Source organism: Ruegeria sp. AL3, assembly GCF_056536065.1.
This window is the reverse complement of the sequence record NZ_JBQFJG010000001.1, coordinates 2,625,655-2,641,080: the sequence shown is the minus strand read 5'-3', so window position 1 is coordinate 2,641,080 and position 15,426 is coordinate 2,625,655. Positions and strand designations below refer to the sequence as shown.

17 protein-coding genes are annotated in these 15,426 nt (G+C 57.6%); 9 read left to right on the top strand and 8 right to left on the bottom strand.

Annotated features, from left to right (window positions below; all coding sequences use genetic code 11):
• Positions 1-3 precede the first annotated feature (3 nt).
• The gene (locus ACR3E6_RS13345) at positions 4-1,164 is read left to right on the top strand and encodes an ABC transporter substrate-binding protein (protein ID WP_480487533.1); all 1,161 of its coding nucleotides are present in this window, start codon (positions 4-6) and stop codon (positions 1,162-1,164) included.
• Positions 1,165-1,234: 70 nt separating this feature from the next.
• Here the strand turns inward: ACR3E6_RS13345 and rpsI are convergent, their stop codons facing one another.
• The gene (gene rpsI, locus ACR3E6_RS13340; RefSeq protein WP_152457951.1) at positions 1,235-1,720 is read right to left on the bottom strand and encodes a 30S ribosomal protein S9; all 486 of its coding nucleotides are present in this window, start codon (positions 1,718-1,720) and stop codon (positions 1,235-1,237) included.
• Between the two features lie 6 nt (positions 1,721-1,726).
• Positions 1,727-2,185, bottom strand: a complete 459-nt coding sequence (gene rplM, locus ACR3E6_RS13335; RefSeq protein WP_152457950.1) for a 50S ribosomal protein L13 — start codon at positions 2,183-2,185, stop codon at positions 1,727-1,729.
• 243 nt (positions 2,186-2,428) lie between these two features.
• Between rplM and ACR3E6_RS13330 the strand changes: the two genes are divergently transcribed.
• Entirely contained in the window at positions 2,429-2,794 is a 366-nt protein-coding gene (locus tag ACR3E6_RS13330; protein ID WP_171632540.1) for a nuclear transport factor 2 family protein, read from the top strand.
• A gap of 3 nt (positions 2,795-2,797) precedes the next feature.
• Here ACR3E6_RS13330 and ACR3E6_RS13325 read toward each other — a convergent pair whose 3' ends face one another.
• Positions 2,798-4,201: an aminotransferase-like domain-containing protein gene (locus tag ACR3E6_RS13325; RefSeq protein ID WP_480487531.1), complete on the bottom strand. Its 1,404-nt coding sequence runs from the start codon at positions 4,199-4,201 to the stop codon at positions 2,798-2,800.
• Between the two features lie 99 nt (positions 4,202-4,300).
• On the opposite strand from ACR3E6_RS13325, the gene ACR3E6_RS13320 reads away from it, so the two are divergent.
• Positions 4,301-4,528: a DUF1127 domain-containing protein gene (locus ACR3E6_RS13320; protein WP_480487530.1), complete on the top strand. Its 228-nt coding sequence runs from the start codon at positions 4,301-4,303 to the stop codon at positions 4,526-4,528.
• A gap of 61 nt (positions 4,529-4,589) precedes the next feature.
• Here ACR3E6_RS13320 and ACR3E6_RS13315 read toward each other — a convergent pair whose 3' ends face one another.
• The gene (locus tag ACR3E6_RS13315; protein WP_480487528.1) at positions 4,590-5,033 is read right to left on the bottom strand and encodes a PaaI family thioesterase; all 444 of its coding nucleotides are present in this window, start codon (positions 5,031-5,033) and stop codon (positions 4,590-4,592) included.
• 58 nt (positions 5,034-5,091) lie between these two features.
• Between ACR3E6_RS13315 and ACR3E6_RS13310 the strand changes: the two genes are divergently transcribed.
• The 4 genes from ACR3E6_RS13310 to gluQRS all read left to right on the top strand — a co-directional run bounded on the left by ACR3E6_RS13310 (position 5,092) and on the right by gluQRS (position 9,001).
• Entirely contained in the window at positions 5,092-5,877 is a 786-nt protein-coding gene (locus ACR3E6_RS13310; protein WP_480487526.1) for an enoyl-CoA hydratase, read from the top strand.
• A 253-nt stretch (positions 5,878-6,130) separates the two neighbouring features.
• Complete coding sequence (gene trmFO, locus ACR3E6_RS13305; protein WP_480487524.1) at positions 6,131-7,471, top strand: methylenetetrahydrofolate--tRNA-(uracil(54)-C(5))-methyltransferase (FADH(2)-oxidizing) TrmFO; 1,341 nt, start codon at positions 6,131-6,133, stop codon at positions 7,469-7,471.
• Positions 7,472-7,508: 37 nt separating this feature from the next.
• Entirely contained in the window at positions 7,509-8,123 is a 615-nt protein-coding gene (locus ACR3E6_RS13300) for a class I SAM-dependent DNA methyltransferase (protein WP_480487522.1), read from the top strand.
• Complete coding sequence (gene gluQRS / locus ACR3E6_RS13295; RefSeq protein WP_480487520.1) at positions 8,120-9,001, top strand: tRNA glutamyl-Q(34) synthetase GluQRS; 882 nt, start codon at positions 8,120-8,122, stop codon at positions 8,999-9,001. Before ACR3E6_RS13300 ends, gluQRS begins: the two co-directional genes overlap by 4 nt.
• A gap of 10 nt (positions 9,002-9,011) precedes the next feature.
• On the opposite strand, the gene hisI is transcribed toward gluQRS, so the two are convergent.
• A complete protein-coding gene (gene hisI, locus ACR3E6_RS13290; RefSeq protein WP_171632561.1) occupies positions 9,012-9,401 on the bottom strand; it encodes a phosphoribosyl-AMP cyclohydrolase in 390 nt (129 codons plus the stop codon).
• A 48-nt stretch (positions 9,402-9,449) separates the two neighbouring features.
• On the opposite strand from hisI, the gene ACR3E6_RS13285 reads away from it, so the two are divergent.
• Both ACR3E6_RS13285 and ACR3E6_RS13280 read left to right on the top strand, forming a co-directional pair.
• Positions 9,450-9,902, top strand: a complete 453-nt coding sequence (locus ACR3E6_RS13285) for an iron-sulfur cluster assembly scaffold protein (protein WP_171723307.1) — start codon at positions 9,450-9,452, stop codon at positions 9,900-9,902.
• A 59-nt stretch (positions 9,903-9,961) separates the two neighbouring features.
• Complete coding sequence (locus ACR3E6_RS13280; RefSeq protein WP_171632566.1) at positions 9,962-10,600, top strand: MarC family protein; 639 nt, start codon at positions 9,962-9,964, stop codon at positions 10,598-10,600.
• Positions 10,601-10,783: 183 nt separating this feature from the next.
• Here ACR3E6_RS13280 and ACR3E6_RS13275 read toward each other — a convergent pair whose 3' ends face one another.
• The 3 genes from ACR3E6_RS13275 to ligA all read right to left on the bottom strand — a co-directional run bounded on the left by ACR3E6_RS13275 (position 10,784) and on the right by ligA (position 15,358).
• Positions 10,784-10,906 carry a hypothetical protein gene (locus ACR3E6_RS13275; protein ID WP_256367496.1) on the bottom strand — a complete coding sequence of 41 codons (123 nt, stop codon included), beginning with the start codon at positions 10,904-10,906 and terminating at the stop codon, positions 10,784-10,786.
• A gap of 112 nt (positions 10,907-11,018) precedes the next feature.
• Positions 11,019-13,109 carry an ATP-dependent DNA helicase RecG gene (recG, locus tag ACR3E6_RS13270; RefSeq protein WP_171632568.1) on the bottom strand — a complete coding sequence of 697 codons (2,091 nt, stop codon included), beginning with the start codon at positions 13,107-13,109 and terminating at the stop codon, positions 11,019-11,021.
• Complete coding sequence (gene ligA / locus ACR3E6_RS13265; RefSeq protein WP_480487517.1) at positions 13,106-15,358, bottom strand: NAD-dependent DNA ligase LigA; 2,253 nt, start codon at positions 15,356-15,358, stop codon at positions 13,106-13,108. The genes recG and ligA overlap by 4 nt, the downstream gene beginning before the upstream one ends.
• Between the last annotated feature and the right edge of the window lie 68 nt (positions 15,359-15,426).

The following is a 15,426-nucleotide window of genomic DNA, read 5'->3' as shown; positions in this document are numbered from 1 at the left end:
AAGATGAAGAAGTCATTCAAATGGCTGGCCGCCGCCACAGCGTTGACCGCCTCGGCAAGCATCGGTTGGGCTCAGTCGCAGGGCGTGACGGATGATGAGATTGTCATCGGGTCCGTCAACGACCTGAGCGGCATCTTCGCCGCGGTGGGTGTCCCGGCGACCAAAGGTGCGAATGTGGTATTCGACCGGGTGAACGAAGCCGGTGGCATACACGGGCGCAAAATCCGCTATGTGGTCGAGGACAACGGATACCAGATGCCGCGTGCGATGCAGGGCTACAACAAACTGCTGAACCGCGACAAGGTGTTCGCCATGCTGCAATCGCTTGGCACGCCGATGAACATGGCTGGGTTCAAGCTGTTGGATCCCAAGGGAATTCCCAACGTGGCACCTCTGACCGCTGCGCGTCAGATGTTGCAAGAGCCGATGCGAAACAAGTTCACGTCTTTCTCGACCTACTATGATCAGGCGCGTGTCGGTGTGAAATACCTGGCCGGAGAATTTGGATCAAAGACGGTCTGCACCATGTATCTGCCAACAGATTTTGGCGAGGAAATTCTTGAAGGCAGCAAGGCCGGTGCCGAAGAAGCCGGGATCGCTTTTGGATCTGAAACAACCCACAAACCGGATGAGACGGATTTTGTCGGGTCGCTCAGCAAGCTCAAGGAAGAAGGCTGCGATATCGTCACCATGGCGCTTGGCGTGCGTCAGGCGATCACCGTAGTAGGCACGGCCAAGAAGATGGGCCTGACGGACATGAAGTTCCTTGGGACTTCGGCCAGTTTCCTGACAGTCGTAGCACAGGTTCCCGGTGGAGTGACTGACGGGTTCTATGCAGCAGCCTCGTGGCAGGATCTTTGGGCGCGTGCGGACCAACCTGCCCCGGCGGCATTTATCGAAGAATACAAGGCCGCGACCGGCGAAGATCCGGTTGGATTTGCCATGTTGGGCTATTCCGCTGCCGAAATGATGGTCAAAGCGCTTGAAGCCGCGGGCCCTGACCTGACCCATGACAGCTTTATCGAAGCGATGGAGTCACTGGACTATCAGGATGACCTGGTCGGCAATCACATAACCTATGGTCCTGACGACCATCAGGGCGCGGATACGGTTTTCGTCAATGTCGTTGAAAACGGCGCGTGGAAGCTCGTCTACGAAGAATAAGATTTCCCGCAACACAATGCAAAAGGGCTCGCAATTGCGAGCCCTTTCTTTGTTGGGTTTTCCCGGCGAATTAACGCTTGGAGAACTGGAACGAACGGCGGGCTTTGCGCTTACCGAATTTCTTACGTTCCACAACGCGGCTGTCGCGGGTCAGGAAGCCAGCAGCTTTCAGAGCGCCGCGCAGGTTGGGATCGTACAGTTGCAGCGCTTTCGAGATGCCATGCTTGACCGCACCGGCCTGACCGGTCAGGCCACCACCTTTGACAGTGGCGACAACGTCGAACTCGCCTTCGACACCAGCAACCTGAAACGGCTGGCGCAGGATCAGTTGCAGAACGGGGCGTGCAAAATAGACGTCTTGGTCTTTGCCGTTCACGGTGACCTTGCCGGAACCCGGCTTGATCCAAACGCGGGCAACAGCGTCTTTACGCTTGCCGGTGGCGTACGAACGGCCCAGCTCGTCACGTACGGGTTCACGCACGATGACTTCTTCGGCCACGGTTTCAACGCCTGCGACGGCGCTCAGCTCTTCGAGAGTATTGATCTGATCAGCCATCGGTCATTAGCTCCGGGTGTTTTTCTTGTTCATGGACTTGACGTCCAGAACTTCGGGCGCTTGCGCTTCGTGGGGATGCTCGGCACCGGCATAAACGCGCAGGTTGGTCATCTGCTTGCGCGACAGGCGGTTGCCCGGCAGCATGCGCTTGACCGCCTGGGTCACGACGCGCTCGGGGTGTGCGCCCTCAAGGATCTGCTGTTTGGTGCGCGACTTGATGCCGCCCGGGTGGCCAGTGTGCCAGTAGAAGTTTTCTTCGCGCTTCTTGCCGGTCATCTGGATCTTGTCAGCGTTGATCACGATGACGTTGTCGCCCATGTCCATGTTCGGGGTGAACGACGCTTTGTGCTTGCCACGCAGACGCATGGCGACGATCGACGCAAGACGGCCCAGAACAACGCCCTCGGCGTCGATCAGGATCCATTTCTTGTCGATGTCTGCAGGTGTTGCAGAAAAGGTTTTCATGGCAGGATAGTCCTGTTTGATGTGAAAGACCGCCCCAAGCGAGGCGGCCCGAATTCGATGGATGCGTATCTAGACACCCATGACCGCCACGTCAAGCGACCAAACGCCATTTAAAACGTTTTAAAACAATAGCTTGTTAAATAGGTATTATTTTACCCCACGCCTTCAGCACCGAGATCGCCCCAATTTCGACACTCTGATACACTCGGTTGGAATTGATCATGCCCAACCACGGAGGGTCGAATGCAGGAATTGATGCGCACGATTGAAAACTATGGCGCGGCCTGGCAGGAAAAGTCGGCCGAAAAACGGCTTGCGCTTCTGACCCAGTGCTTTGTGGAAAACGGTCGGTACGTGGATCCGACAGCAGATGTTTCAGGCCGTGAGCGGTTGAGTACACATATCGGCGAAGTCCTTTTGAATTCGAATGGGCGTGTCGAAATCACCAGCAGCCCTGTGTCGCACCATGATGTCGTCCACTTCACTTGGCATATGGTGGCCCCGAACGGCGCAATCATGGTGGCCGGGCATGATTTCATTCGATTGGACGAGGACGGAAAAATTGCCCATCTGGCCGGATTCTTTGGCGACCCGCCGCCGCTGAGTTGAATGCTAGACGCTGATCTGTTCAGGCGGATTGTCCAGCAAAGCGCGCAACCTCAGCATTGCGTCCTCGAACCGTTCCAACGAAACGTGACCATTCATTGCGATGCGCACTGCGTTTGGAGCGCGCCCGTCGCGCAGGGCAAACTCATCCGCTGATCTGAGCTGAATGCCTTCCCGCTCTGCCGCGCGGCTGAACGCGGCAGACCGCCACCCCGATGGCAGGTTCAGCCAGACAAAAGGCACATCCGGTGCCCAGTTCAGATCGAACCCACCCAGCGCGTTGACGGTGATCCGAACATAATCGCCCATCCGTTTGCGCACATCCTGTGCAATTTGGCGGGTACGCGGATCCGACAGCAGCAGCCGGGTCAGTTCGGCCAAGGGTTGAGCTAGGCCAAAATACCCATATTCGGCGGATCGGCGCAGATCGACGCTGCGATCCTTTGGGGCAATGGCAAAGCCAACGCGCAAAGCGGGTGTGAGTATCTTTGAAATGGACGACACGTGCCAACCCCGCTCGGGGGCAAGCGCGCGATAACTGGGTTCACGCGCCTCTCCCATGCGATAGCAATCGTCTTCCACGATCTGAAGGTCGAAGCGCCGGGCGACGTCCACGACCTCTTTCCTGCGTTCCAGCGGCGTGTGGACGCCGGTGGGGTTCTGAACTTCTGGCGAGACGCAAACGGCCTGAGCATTGGTTTGCCGCAAGACATGCTCCATCGACACCGGATCGATGCCCCATTTGTCCATCTTGACGCCAATGACTTCGGCGCGCATCAACTCTCCGGCCCGACGAAACCCGGCGTAAGAGAGGTCTTCAACCAACACGATTGGTTTGGGTCCGCGCAGGATGGTCTGGAACACCAGACACAATCCGTTCTGCCCGCCATGGGTCAAGACTATGTCGTCATGGGTCAGCGGGCCCAGCGGCAAATCCGACAGCCAATCCACGACCGATTGCCTCATGGGTATATACGCGTCCCGCGTGGGGTAATTCAGAAACAGGCCGGGATCAGCTTGCGAAACTTTTTGCAGGCATTCCCGGATAAGCGCGACCTGCCCCGCATCCGGCAAACGCGGGCTGAACAGGCTGACATTGGCGTTGTACTTGTCTTCCCTCAGATGCAGTTGCCTGGCCCAGACATCATCCAGAATCGGTGATTTCGGCGGGGCCACAAATGTACCACGCCCAACCTCGGCGTGGAGCAAGCCCTCGTCGGTCAGGATCGTATAGGCACGTGCGACTGTACCAGGTGTGATTTGCAGGCGATACGCCAGCTCACGAACCGGCGGAAGCTTGGCGCCAACATCTAATTTCCTGTCACCAATAGCTTTTCTTATTGCGTCAGCAACCAATGTGTATTTCGGACCCTTGGATTTTGGCAGAGCGTCCGGCCAAATTGTATCCATTACAATTCTTCCTTTGCCTTTGACACAATTTCGAATGTATCAAATTTATGTACCAAGCAATACTGTTTTGTGTCAATACAATTTGAAAGGAATTCCGAGATGACACGCACAATGCACACCCCCGCCCTTCTGCTGCTGAACGACAGCCCACGGCTGCCTCTGCTCGCGGCTCTGGCCGTGCGGATTGCGGCGGCGGTCACTCAATGGGAACGCCGTCGCCGCAGTCGCGTCAATCTGAGCTATCTGGATGACCGTCTGCTTCAGGACGTCGGGCTGACCCGCCATCAGGCTGGCTGGGAAACAAAGCGCTTTTTCTGGCAGCCCTGACTGATCCCCAGTCCCAATTATTGGGACCTCTTCCTGGGCCGGGGCCTGTCCCCGGCCTTTTTTATCCGAAATTCGCGGCAGCGGACCCTGCTGGTGGAAGGGAATAGGTCATCGTTGCCCGTGCAACCGGAAGATCACTGCCTTCCGAGTATAAAAGCACATCCCCAACGGCCAGTGTTTTTCCCAGCTTCAACAAACGACAGGCCGCAATCAAATCGGCGCCGCCTTCCGGCTTGCGCAGGAAATCAAAAGAACTGTTGGTGGTAACAGCCAGTGACTGGCGCCCTTTCCGTGCCAAAACCATCGCATAGACACTGACATCGGCAAGCCCGAACATCGACGGGCCGGAAACCGTGCCCCCGGGGCGCAGATGTTGATCCTGAACCACTAGGCGCATGGTGATCGTATCTTCGGTCAAATCTTCAACGACGAAATCCTTGTGCACCTGCGGGAACACCCGTTTGAGGTATTGTGACAGTTCGTCCCGGTTCATTGCCAAAGCCATACTTCCCCTCCTGCTCTTGCCGACCTAGAGTTGGCCCAACTTGGGAATGGAGGGCAAGATGGCAATTCTGGAACGTTACGACACGGGCGCGGTGGCACGGCTGACACTGAACGCCCCGGACCGGCTGAACGCATTAAGTGATGAGATGCTGGCTGCACTGCAAGCCGAACTTGATTCACTGCGCGACGACAGCTCGATCCGGGCCGTGGTCCTGTCGGGGGCAGGAAAGGCGTTTTGCGCCGGGCACGACCTGAAGCAGATGACGGCCGGACGCCAATCCGAAGATGGTGGCAAGGCCTACTTTCAAGATCTCTTTTCCCGTTGCGCCCAGATGATGATGTCGATCCAGTCCCTGCCGCAACCCGTTATCGCGCAAGTCCATGGCATTGCGACCGCAGCCGGATGTCAACTGGTTGCAACCTGCGATATGGCGGTGGCCGCAGAAGGAACGCGGTTTGGCGTCAACGGGGTCAATATCGGCCTGTTCTGTTCCACGCCGATGGTTGCTCTCAGCCGCAACATCCCCAGAAAGCAGGCATTTGAAATGCTGACCACCGGCGAATTCATTTCAGCAGAGCGCGCCGCCGAATTGGGGCTGGTAAATCGCATCGTTCCTGAAGCGCTGCTGGAACAAGAAGCCAACGGGCTTGCGGAACTGGTCGCATCCAAGCTTGGCATGGCCGTGAAGATCGGCAAGGAAGCGTTCTATCAACAGCTGCAAATGCCTTTGGATCAGGCTTATGCCTATACCGGAGACGCAATGGCGCAGAATATGTTGTACCGCGATACAGAAGAAGGCATTTCCGCCTTTATTGAAAAGCGCCCCCCGAATTGGACCCAATGACGCAATTGTTTTGAACATTTTTTGCCACTGTCTTCATTTTTGCACTTTTCAAAAGGGCAACTCTGTGGCAAAGCTGGGTCGAGGCCAAGGCCTCAAGACACTTTTGGGTCGCCGTGGGCGGAAGGTCCCTCCAGCTGGTCTCTCTCACCAGCGCTGACATTCCCGCAGCGGCGACCCCAAGACCCCTCCAGCAAATCAGTCAGATACAATACGGCAGTTGCGCCTGTGTGTGCGGTGCCCTATGTGGCTGCACATGACACAAGTTTTGCATATCGTCGGCGGTGGAATGGCCGGGTCCGAAGCGGCCTGGCAAGCCGCTGAAATGGGCGTTGACGTGATCATTCATGAAATGCGTCCCACCGTTGGCACCTTCGCACATCAGACAGGAAACCTGGCGGAAATGGTGTGTTCGAACTCGTTCCGATCGGATGATGATGAACAGAATGCCGTCGGTCTGCTGCACTGGGAAATGCGAGCAGCCAATGGGCTGATCATGACAACCGCCGACGCACACAGGCTTCCTGCCGGGGGGGCGCTGGCCGTGGATCGCGACCCGTTTGCCGAAACGGTCACCGCAAAACTCCGCGCCCACCCACGCGTGAGCATCACCGATCAGGAAGTCACCTCGCTGCCTGATGACGGCCATTGGATATTTGCGACCGGCCCGTTGACCTCACCCGCATTGGGGGAAGCCATCCGGGCGGAAACGGGATCGGACGCACTGGCTTTCTTCGATGCAATCGCGCCCATTGTCTATGCCGACAGCATCGACATGAGCAAAGCGTGGATGCAATCCCGATATGACAAAGGCGAAACCGAGGAAGAACGCACGGCATACCTGAACTGCCCGATGGACCGTGATCAGTACGAGGCTTTCATCGACGCCCTTTTGGCAGCGGAAAAAACCGAGTTTCACGAAGGTGAGACCGCAGGCTATTTTGATGGCTGCCTTCCCATTGAAGTCATGGCCGAACGCGGGCGTGAGACACTGCGCCATGGTCCGATGAAGCCTGTTGGGCTGACAAACCCCCATGCGCCTGACGTCAAACCCCATGCCGTGGTTCAGTTGCGGCGCGATAACGCATTGGGCACATTGTTCAACATCGTGGGGTTTCAGACCAAGATGAAATACGGCGCCCAGACCGACGTGTTCCGCATGATCCCCGGCCTGGAAAACGCCAGCTTTGCCCGGCTGGGCGGCATCCACCGCAACACGTTCATCAACTCTCCTACCCTGCTCGATGCACAGATGCGCTTGAAATCCAAGCCCAACATCCGCTTTGCCGGGCAGATTACGGGTGTCGAAGGCTATGTTGAAAGCGCCGCGATGGGATTGCTTGCCGGTCGCATAGCCGCCTCGGAAATACAGGGGCGTGACTTGCCCGAAGTGCCCAAAGACAGTGCAATGGGTGCGTTGATCCATCACATTACCGGCGGGGCCGAAGCCAAGACGTTTCAGCCGATGAACGTAAACTTTGGCCTGTTCCGCCCCGTGGACGGCCTGAAAGGCGGGCGGCGCGGCCGGAAAGACCGGTACAAGGCCTATACCGATCGTGCCAAGACAGAATGGCAAACCTGGTTGGATCAATGCTGACTGGACGCGCGGCGTGATCTCGGCCTAGCATGACGGGATGAGCGACAAGTTCCTGGACAACACCTACAAACTCGACACGCCTGAAGACACTGAAACGCATTATCAGAACTGGGCGGCGACCTACGAAAAAGAGGTCGCGGAACAGGGATATGCAACCCCGGGACGGGTGGCCGCGGCTTTGTGGCAATTCCACCCTCACCCCCAAACGCCGATTCTGGACTTCGGCTGCGGAACGGGGCTTTCCGGTCTCGCCTTGCGGGCGGCGGGATTTGAGGTCATCGATGGTATCGACCCCACCCCCAAAATGCTGGAAGAGGCAGCGGCCAAGAGTGTTTACAAAACCCTGACCGGGTTTGACATCACCAAACCGGCTCCGCTCAGGCGCGGTGCGTATTCGGTGATCACCGCCATCGATGTCATCGGTCAGGGCGCAGCCCCGCCCGAGACATTTGACCAGTTGATGCACGCCTTGCCCAAAGGTGGGTTGCTGGCGTATTCCCTGAACGACCATGCGCTGAAAGATCACAAATTCACCTGCCGACTGACGGATTGGGTCGACATGGGTGCCGCACGTTTGCTATTTCGTGAACACGGGCCGCACTTACCCGGCATCAACCTTAACTCTGACGTGTATGTATTAGAAAAAGCGTGACTTTCGTAACGCGTTTCGCGCCATCCCCGACTGGCCCGCTTCACCTTGGGCACGCGTATTCTGCGATGATCGCCAGCGACATGGCCAGATCCGAACACGGTCGGTTCTTGCTGCGCATCGAAGATATCGATCGGTCCCGCTCGCGTCCGCATTGGGAGGATCAGATCTATGATGACCTCAATTGGTTGGGGCTGACATGGCCGGAACCGGTGCTGCGTCAATCAGATCGGCTGAGTATCTATGATCGCGCGTTGGAGCGGTTGTGGATGAAGGGTCTTCTGTATCCCTGCCTGTGCAATCGCAAAGATATTTCCGCCGCCGCAAGCGCCCCCCAGGAAGGCGCGCCATTGCTTGGTCCAGACGGAATTATCTATCCCGGAACGTGTCGAAAAATTAACAAGGGCATAGACTTAAGTCAAAACCCTCACCCAAGGGACAAAGTTTTGCGACTGGATATTGCCAAGGCCTGTCAAACAATCCACGATCCGGCCAGACTCCAATTCTTGGAACTGGGCTCCGGCCCCGGTGGTGAAACAGGAACAATTTCTTTTACCCCGGATGAGATGGAAACCAGTGTCGGCGATATCGTTCTGGCTCGCCGCGACATGGGCACGTCCTACCATTTGTCCGTCGTTCTTGACGACGCGGCCCAGGGGATCACCCATGTGGTCCGAGGTCAGGATCTGTTCGAAGCCACCTGCATCCATGTGCTGCTTCAGGTGCTGTTGGATTTGCCGACGCCTGCGTATTACCACCACGATCTGATCCGCGACAATGCCGGCAAACGACTGGCGAAACGTGACGATGCGCGTGCCATCGCGAAATTCCGGGCCGATGGTGCCAGCCCGGCAGACATCCGGCAAATGGTGGGGCTTTGATCTGTCTCGGTTACGCCATCGGGGCCATCAGTTCGGTCTCGGCCCCGTCCCGCACCGCAGTATAAAAGCACGTCCGGCGGTTGGTGTGACAGGCAGCACCGGTTTGACGCACAAGAACCAACAGGCAATCGCGGTCACAGTCGATGCGGAAATCCACCAGTTCCTGCACATGGCCCGAGGTTTCACCCTTGATCCAGAAAGACTGACGCGAGCGCGACCAATAGGTCACCCTGCCCGTTTCCAGTGTCTTTTCAACGGCCTGTGCGTTCATCCATGCCATCATCAGAACTTCGCCCGACACCTCATCCTGCGCAATTGCCGGAATTAGTCCCGCCTCGTTATATTTCAGAGTCGATGGATCAAACGCGACGGGGTGAGACATGACAAAAACCTTTTGCATCCGTTGGGCTGGCCACTATGTATGAGGAACACACGACGAGGGAAAGCCATGAGCGGCGAGAACGACCTGATCAAGCTGTATTCCGGACGCATTCTTGCGTTGGCGGCGGACATCCCGCATCTGGATCGGCTGGAAAACCCGGATGCAACGGTCAAGAAACGCTCGCCTCTTTGCGGCTCTACCGTGACGGTTGATTTGAAGGTTCAGGATGGACGTGTCAGCGCCTTTGGGCAGGACGTCAAAGCCTGCGCGCTGGGACAGGCCTCTGCTTCGGTGGTTGGCGACGCGATCATTGGTGCCACGCGCGCGCAGGTCGAAGCAGCGCGCGATCAGCTTGCGGCCATGTTAAAAAAGGATGGCCCCGCCCCGGATGCGCCGTTTGACGGTCTTGAGGTCTTGATGCCGGCGCGGGACTACAAGAACCGCCACGCTTCAATCCTGCTGGTGCTGGATGCCGCCGTCGAAGCCATGGCGCAGGCCGAGCAGGCAGATTGCGCCTGATCATAGCTATTTGATGTAAACCCGTTTACCTTCCGCTTAAATTTAAGGAGGGATGGGTTTTGGAAAATCTACTCGAGCATTTTGTCACTCTTTGGGTCGTGATTGACCCGATTGGAACTATTCCCGTTTTTATTGCCGTCACTGCGGGGCTAGAGGCCGCCGCCCGTCGCAAAACAGCGCTGTTGGCGTCATTGATAAGCGCCGGTGTCCTTTTGTTCTTTCTCGTGTTTGGGCAATTGCTGATCGAGGCGCTGGATATAGGACTGAATTCATTTCAGGTCGCAGGCGGCATCATCCTGTTTCTGTTCGCTCTGACCATGATCTTTGGTGAAAGCAAACAAGACATAGAACAGCGTCAGGCCGAAGAGGATCAGGAAGATAAGTATCACAAGCAGAATCCCGCGATATTTCCTCTTGCTGTTCCATCTCTGGCCTCGCCCGGCGCGATGCTTGCAGTGGTGATCCTGACGGACAACCATAGATACAGTGCAGCCGATCAGGGGATTACCGCATTGGTCATGCTGTCGGTTTTGGTAGTCGCCTTTGTTCTCATGCTTCTGGCCGAACCGATCATCCGCCTGATTGGCCATTCAGGAGCAGCGATCATCAGCCGTATCATGGGGATGATCCTGGCCTCGGTCGCGGTCAATTCGGTTCTGTCCGCATTGCTTGAGATTTTCAAAACCGGCCAGTTGTAAAAAAACCGCCGCACCTTCCGGGCGAAAGGGCGGCGGCAGGCATTGCGTGTCTCGCGTGGGGTCCGGATTACCGCACGGGGCCGAGGCAAGGCCCCTCAAGGGGTTTGGGACAGGCAGGTCACCCTTGACTGAAATGGGGATGACAGCGCGGTTTTTTCGGCACGAGATCGCAGGCAGAAAGGTTCAGAAGCCAACCGGCAGGTGCAAGGCGACCATCAGGATCACGACCAGAGACATCACGCCCACGGCATCCTGCAGGATCGTCGATTGCGAGCGGCTGAATACGGTCTTGATCTGGGTCAGCATAGGGTCACCTCCGGTCAGAGCTTTAATCCTTTGTTGACCTTTTGTTCTCATATTTGCTCGAGTCGGTAAAGAACTTTCTGAGAACATTTGTGAACTTTCTGGAACTTTTTGCCTAACCCACTGAAATCAAACGGATCGCCTGATCCTGCTTCATCAGCCACAAAAGTACGCGCGCCGCGCGCCCCCGGTCCGAGGTCAGCTTAGGATCCGCATTCAGCAATGCCCGGGCATCGGATTGGGCCACGGCCATCAATCCGGCCTGACGCTCCAGATCCGCAATGCGGAACTTTGGCAGACCGGACTGCGCAGTTCCGATCAGATCCCCGGCACCGCGCATCTCAAGATCGGTTTCCGAGATACGGAACCCGTCTTCGGTTTCACGCAGAACCTCCAGCCTTTTGCGCCCCCCTTCGCTGAGCGGCGGCTGATACAGAAGCAAACACGTCGATTCCGCATCACCCCGGCCCACGCGGCCGCGCAATTGATGCAGTTGGGCCAGACCAAAGATTTCGGCCCGTTCGATGACCATGATCGTGGCATTGGGCACATTGACCCCCACTTCAATGACGGTCGTGGCCACAAGAACCTTGGTGTCCCCGTTCTGGAATGCGGACATTGCCGCGTCTTTTTCCGATGGCGGCATTTGCCCGTGAACCAGCCCGACCACACCTTCGCCCAATATGGCACGCAAGCGTTTGAACCGTTCTTCAGCTGCCGTCAGGTCTGAAACTTCTGATTCATCGACCAAGGGGCAGACCCAATAACATTGCCGCCCCTCATCAATCGCCCGACGCAGATGCGACACGACCTCGTCCATGCGCTGCGTACTGACAATCGCTGTCTTGATCGGTTTGCGCCCCGGCGGTTTTTCGTCCAGCACCGACACATCCATATCGCCATATTGCGCCAGTGCCAGACTGCGTGGAATCGGGGTGGCGGTCATCACCAATACATCCGAGCCCTGCCCTTTTTCTGACAACTCCATCCTCTGGCGCACGCCAAACCGGTGCTGTTCATCAACTATGGCCAAGCGTAGCGCTTTGAATTCCACATCACTCTGAAACACGGCATGGGTGCCGACCAGAATTTGGATATTGCCATTTTTCAAAGCCTCAAGCTTGGCGCGCCGCTCTGCGCCCTTGTCACGCCCGGTGAGCAGCTCCAGCACCACTCCGGCCTCTTCCGCCAACGGGCGCAACCCTTCCAGGTGCTGGCGGGCGAGTATCTCGGTCGGGGCCATCATCACGCCCTGCCCTTTGGCCTCGACTGCAATCAGAAGGGCCATGAAGGCCACCAATGTCTTGCCGGCCCCCACGTCACCCTGCAACAATCGGTTCATGCGGGAATCAGATGCCATATCGACCGCGATTTCCTCGATTGCGCGGCTTTGTGCGCTAGTCGGACGATAAGGAAGACTGGCCAACACCCTGGATTGCAACGCGCCTGTCCCTACGCTGACGACACCACGGGATTTCCGCTCTCGCTGACGCGCCAGAGCAAGCGTCATCTGATGCGCGAACAGCTCGTCATAGGCCAGACGCTGACGCGCGGGCGCAAATGGTGAGACATCATCAGCCCCCTGAGGATTGTGGCCGGCACGAATTGCCGAAATCCAATCCGGCCAGTTTTGCTGTGCCATCTGCGCCGGGTCGATCCATTCCGCCAGCTCTGGCGCCCGCGCCAATGCGCTTCGGGTGGCCTTGAACGCCGTCTTTTGGGTCAGCCCCTGTGTCAGATGGTATACCGGTTCGAATTCCGGAATTTCACTGGCTTGCTCGACCGGCAACATATGATCCGGATGCACCATCTGAGCCATACCATCGAACAGCTCCAGCTTGCCCGAGATCACGCGGCGCGCGCCCTGAGGCAGCACTTTCTTCAGATAGTCCCCGCGCGCGTGAAAGAAAACCAGCTGAAAATCGGCCTGGCTGTCTTCGACATGCACCCGATACGCGCCCCCCTTGTTTCGAGGCGGCCTGTGCGGGCCGACCGTTACTTCGACCGTCAACGTCGCAGGCAGATCGACGCCCTGAATCGTCTCTCGTCGACGTCGGTCGACGACCGCGTAAGGCAGGCCGAACAGAACGTCGCGTGGGCTCTCAACGCCGGCCTGTTGCAGGACCTGAGCGGTCTTGGGGCCGACGCCATCGAGTGTTTCAAGCCCCGCAAACAGCGGGAACAGCTGTTCCGGCCTCCCGCTCATGCGCCTTCGATCAGCTGCAACCAGCCATCCTCATCCAGAGTTTCGATACCCAGCTCTGCCGCTTTCCTGGCTTTCGAACCCGCACCGGGCCCGGCGACCAGAATGTCGGTTTTCTTGCTGACGGAACCAGAAACCTTGGCACCCAACGCCTCGGCCCGTGCCTTTGCCTCGGCTCGAGTCATCTTTTCCAGAGTACCGGTGAACACAACCGTCTTGCCAGCCACCGGGCTGTCTGAGGCAGGCGCATCAGGTGCGACGATTGTCAGTTCCTTGCGCAACGTATCGAACGCGCGCCTCTCTTCCACGTTCGAAAACGCATCGGACAGGGACAGACCCAGCGTTGCGCCGATCCCGTCTATTCCGATCAATTCAGCCCAGGCGGCATTGGCATCGGGCGGAACACGCGCCGCGGTTATGGCCGCATCCCGCACTTCCTTGACACGTGCCCGACGACCTTCTGCCAGCGCGGCCGCCCGTTCGGCATCCTCGGCCTCATCCGCTTGCCGCTGAGCCAAAGCCGCAGGGCGGGCAGTGTCCAGGGCTTGCGTCATGGTCTCCCAATCGCGGTAAAACAGCGCCAGATCGCGCGCTCCGACCTCGCCGACATGTCGAATACCCAAAGCGAACAACAGGCGCGCAAACGGAATGGTCCGTTTTTCGTCGATCGCGGCAAACAGATTTCTGGCCGAGGTTTCTCCCCACCCATCCCGGTTTTTCAGCCGTGCCAGATTGGTCCTGTCACGCTGCTCCAGTGTAAAGATATCCGCCGGAGTCTTTATCGGAAGGATCGGATCATCATAGAACATCTCGATCTGTTTTGCACCAAGGCCTTCTATGTCAAACGCCTTGCGTGAGACGAAATGTTTCAGTTTTTCAACGGCCTGCGCGGGGCAAATCAAGCCACCGGTGCAGCGGCGGACCGCATCACCTTCTTCACGGATCGCCTCGCTTTGACATTCCGGACAGCGCGTCGGAAAGATAAACGGCTGCGAACCGGCCGGGCGCTTGGACAGATCAACATCTGACAGTTTCGGAATCACATCCCCGGCGCGGTATACCTGAACCCAGTCACCGACACGAATATCCTTGCCATCGCGGATCGTGCCGCCCTTGGCATCGCGTCCCGCGATATAGTCTTCGTTGTGCAATGTGGCGTTGGACACAACTACACCGCCCACCGTCACCGGATGCAACCGTGCAACCGGGCTAAGCGCGCCTGTACGACCGACCTGAATGTCGATCGCCTCCAGCCTCGTCCAAGCCAGTTCGGCCGGGAACTTGTGTGCGATCGCCCATCGCGGCGTGGTTGAGCGGAACCCCAAACGCGCCTGAAGCGACAGATCATTCACCTTGTAGACAACCCCGTCGATGTCATAGGCCAAGGTGGAACGTTGCGCCTCGATATCCTGGTAATGCTCCAGCATCTCTTGCGTCGTTTTGCACAGGCGGGTCAGGGGGTTCGTCGAAAATCCAAGTGATTTCAACCGCTCGACCGCCCCTATCTGCGAGTCGGACAATGGCTCTGAAACCTCTCCCCAGGCGTAAGCAAAGAAACGCAACGGGCGCGAGCGCGTGATTTCCGGATCCAGTTGCCGCAAAGACCCCGCCGCCGCGTTTCTTGGATTGGCAAAGGGTTTGCCGCCGCGCTCTGCCTGCCGCGCGTTCAACGCCTCGAAATCCGCGTGAGACATGTAAACCTCACCCCTGACTTCCAGAGCCTCTGGCGCGTTTTTCAGGTGCTGCGGGATATCGGAAACCGTGCGGGCATTGGCCGTTACGTTTTCACCGATTTCGCCATCTCCGCGCGTGGCAGCCTGAACAAGCTGTCCGTTTTCATACCGCAATGACAGCGACAGGCCATCTATCTTGGGTTCGGCGGTGTAGGCCAGACTTTCACCAGCCCCAAGGCCCAGGTATTTCCGGATCGACCTGTCGAAATCGGCCACGTCGTCATCATCGAAAGCGTTGCCCAGCGACATCATGCGCACGGCGTGCGTGACTTTCGAAAAACCATCGGCAGGCTTTGCACCCACTTGATCCGTCGGGCTGTCGGTACGCTTGAGATGAGGGAAACGCGCTTCTATCTCGGCATTGCGCCGTTTGAGAGCGTCATAGTCGGCATCCGACATGTCAGGCGCATCAGCCGTGTGATACAGCGTGTTTGCCTTCGACAATAGTTCGGCCAGACGTGCAAGCTCGGCACGCGCCTCATCTTCCGTCAGCTCGGATATGGAAATTAAGTTGCTCATGGCCTCGCCCTGTCACGCGTACTTGGACCTCAGTGATAGGGCGAGGCCATGGCCAGGTCCAGACGTGC

Excerpts from the sequence above, each read along its gene's own strand:
- ACR3E6_RS13345 (WP_480487533.1), top strand. The coding sequence starts at position 4 with ATGAAGAAGTCATTCAAATGGCTGGCCGCCGCCACAGCGTTGACCGCC.
- rpsI (WP_152457951.1), bottom strand. The coding sequence starts at position 1,720 with ATGGCTGATCAGATCAATACTCTCGAAGAGCTGAGCGCCGTCGCAGGC.
- rplM (WP_152457950.1), bottom strand. The coding sequence starts at position 2,185 with ATGAAAACCTTTTCTGCAACACCTGCAGACATCGACAAGAAATGGATC.
- ACR3E6_RS13330 (WP_171632540.1), top strand. The coding sequence starts at position 2,429 with ATGCAGGAATTGATGCGCACGATTGAAAACTATGGCGCGGCCTGGCAG.
- ACR3E6_RS13325 (WP_480487531.1), bottom strand. The coding sequence starts at position 4,201 with ATGGATACAATTTGGCCGGACGCTCTGCCAAAATCCAAGGGTCCGAAA.
- ACR3E6_RS13320 (WP_480487530.1), top strand. The coding sequence starts at position 4,301 with ATGACACGCACAATGCACACCCCCGCCCTTCTGCTGCTGAACGACAGC.
- ACR3E6_RS13315 (WP_480487528.1), bottom strand. The coding sequence starts at position 5,033 with ATGGCTTTGGCAATGAACCGGGACGAACTGTCACAATACCTCAAACGG.
- ACR3E6_RS13310 (WP_480487526.1), top strand. The coding sequence starts at position 5,092 with ATGGCAATTCTGGAACGTTACGACACGGGCGCGGTGGCACGGCTGACA.
- trmFO (WP_480487524.1), top strand. The coding sequence starts at position 6,131 with ATGACACAAGTTTTGCATATCGTCGGCGGTGGAATGGCCGGGTCCGAA.
- ACR3E6_RS13300 (WP_480487522.1), top strand. The coding sequence starts at position 7,509 with ATGAGCGACAAGTTCCTGGACAACACCTACAAACTCGACACGCCTGAA.
- hisI (WP_171632561.1), bottom strand. The coding sequence starts at position 9,401 with ATGCAAAAGGTTTTTGTCATGTCTCACCCCGTCGCGTTTGATCCATCG.
- ACR3E6_RS13285 (WP_171723307.1), top strand. The coding sequence starts at position 9,450 with ATGAGCGGCGAGAACGACCTGATCAAGCTGTATTCCGGACGCATTCTT.
- ACR3E6_RS13275 (WP_256367496.1), bottom strand. The coding sequence starts at position 10,906 with ATGCTGACCCAGATCAAGACCGTATTCAGCCGCTCGCAATCGACGATC.
- recG (WP_171632568.1), bottom strand. The coding sequence starts at position 13,109 with ATGAGCGGGAGGCCGGAACAGCTGTTCCCGCTGTTTGCGGGGCTTGAA.
- ligA (WP_480487517.1), bottom strand. The coding sequence starts at position 15,358 with ATGAGCAACTTAATTTCCATATCCGAGCTGACGGAAGATGAGGCGCGT.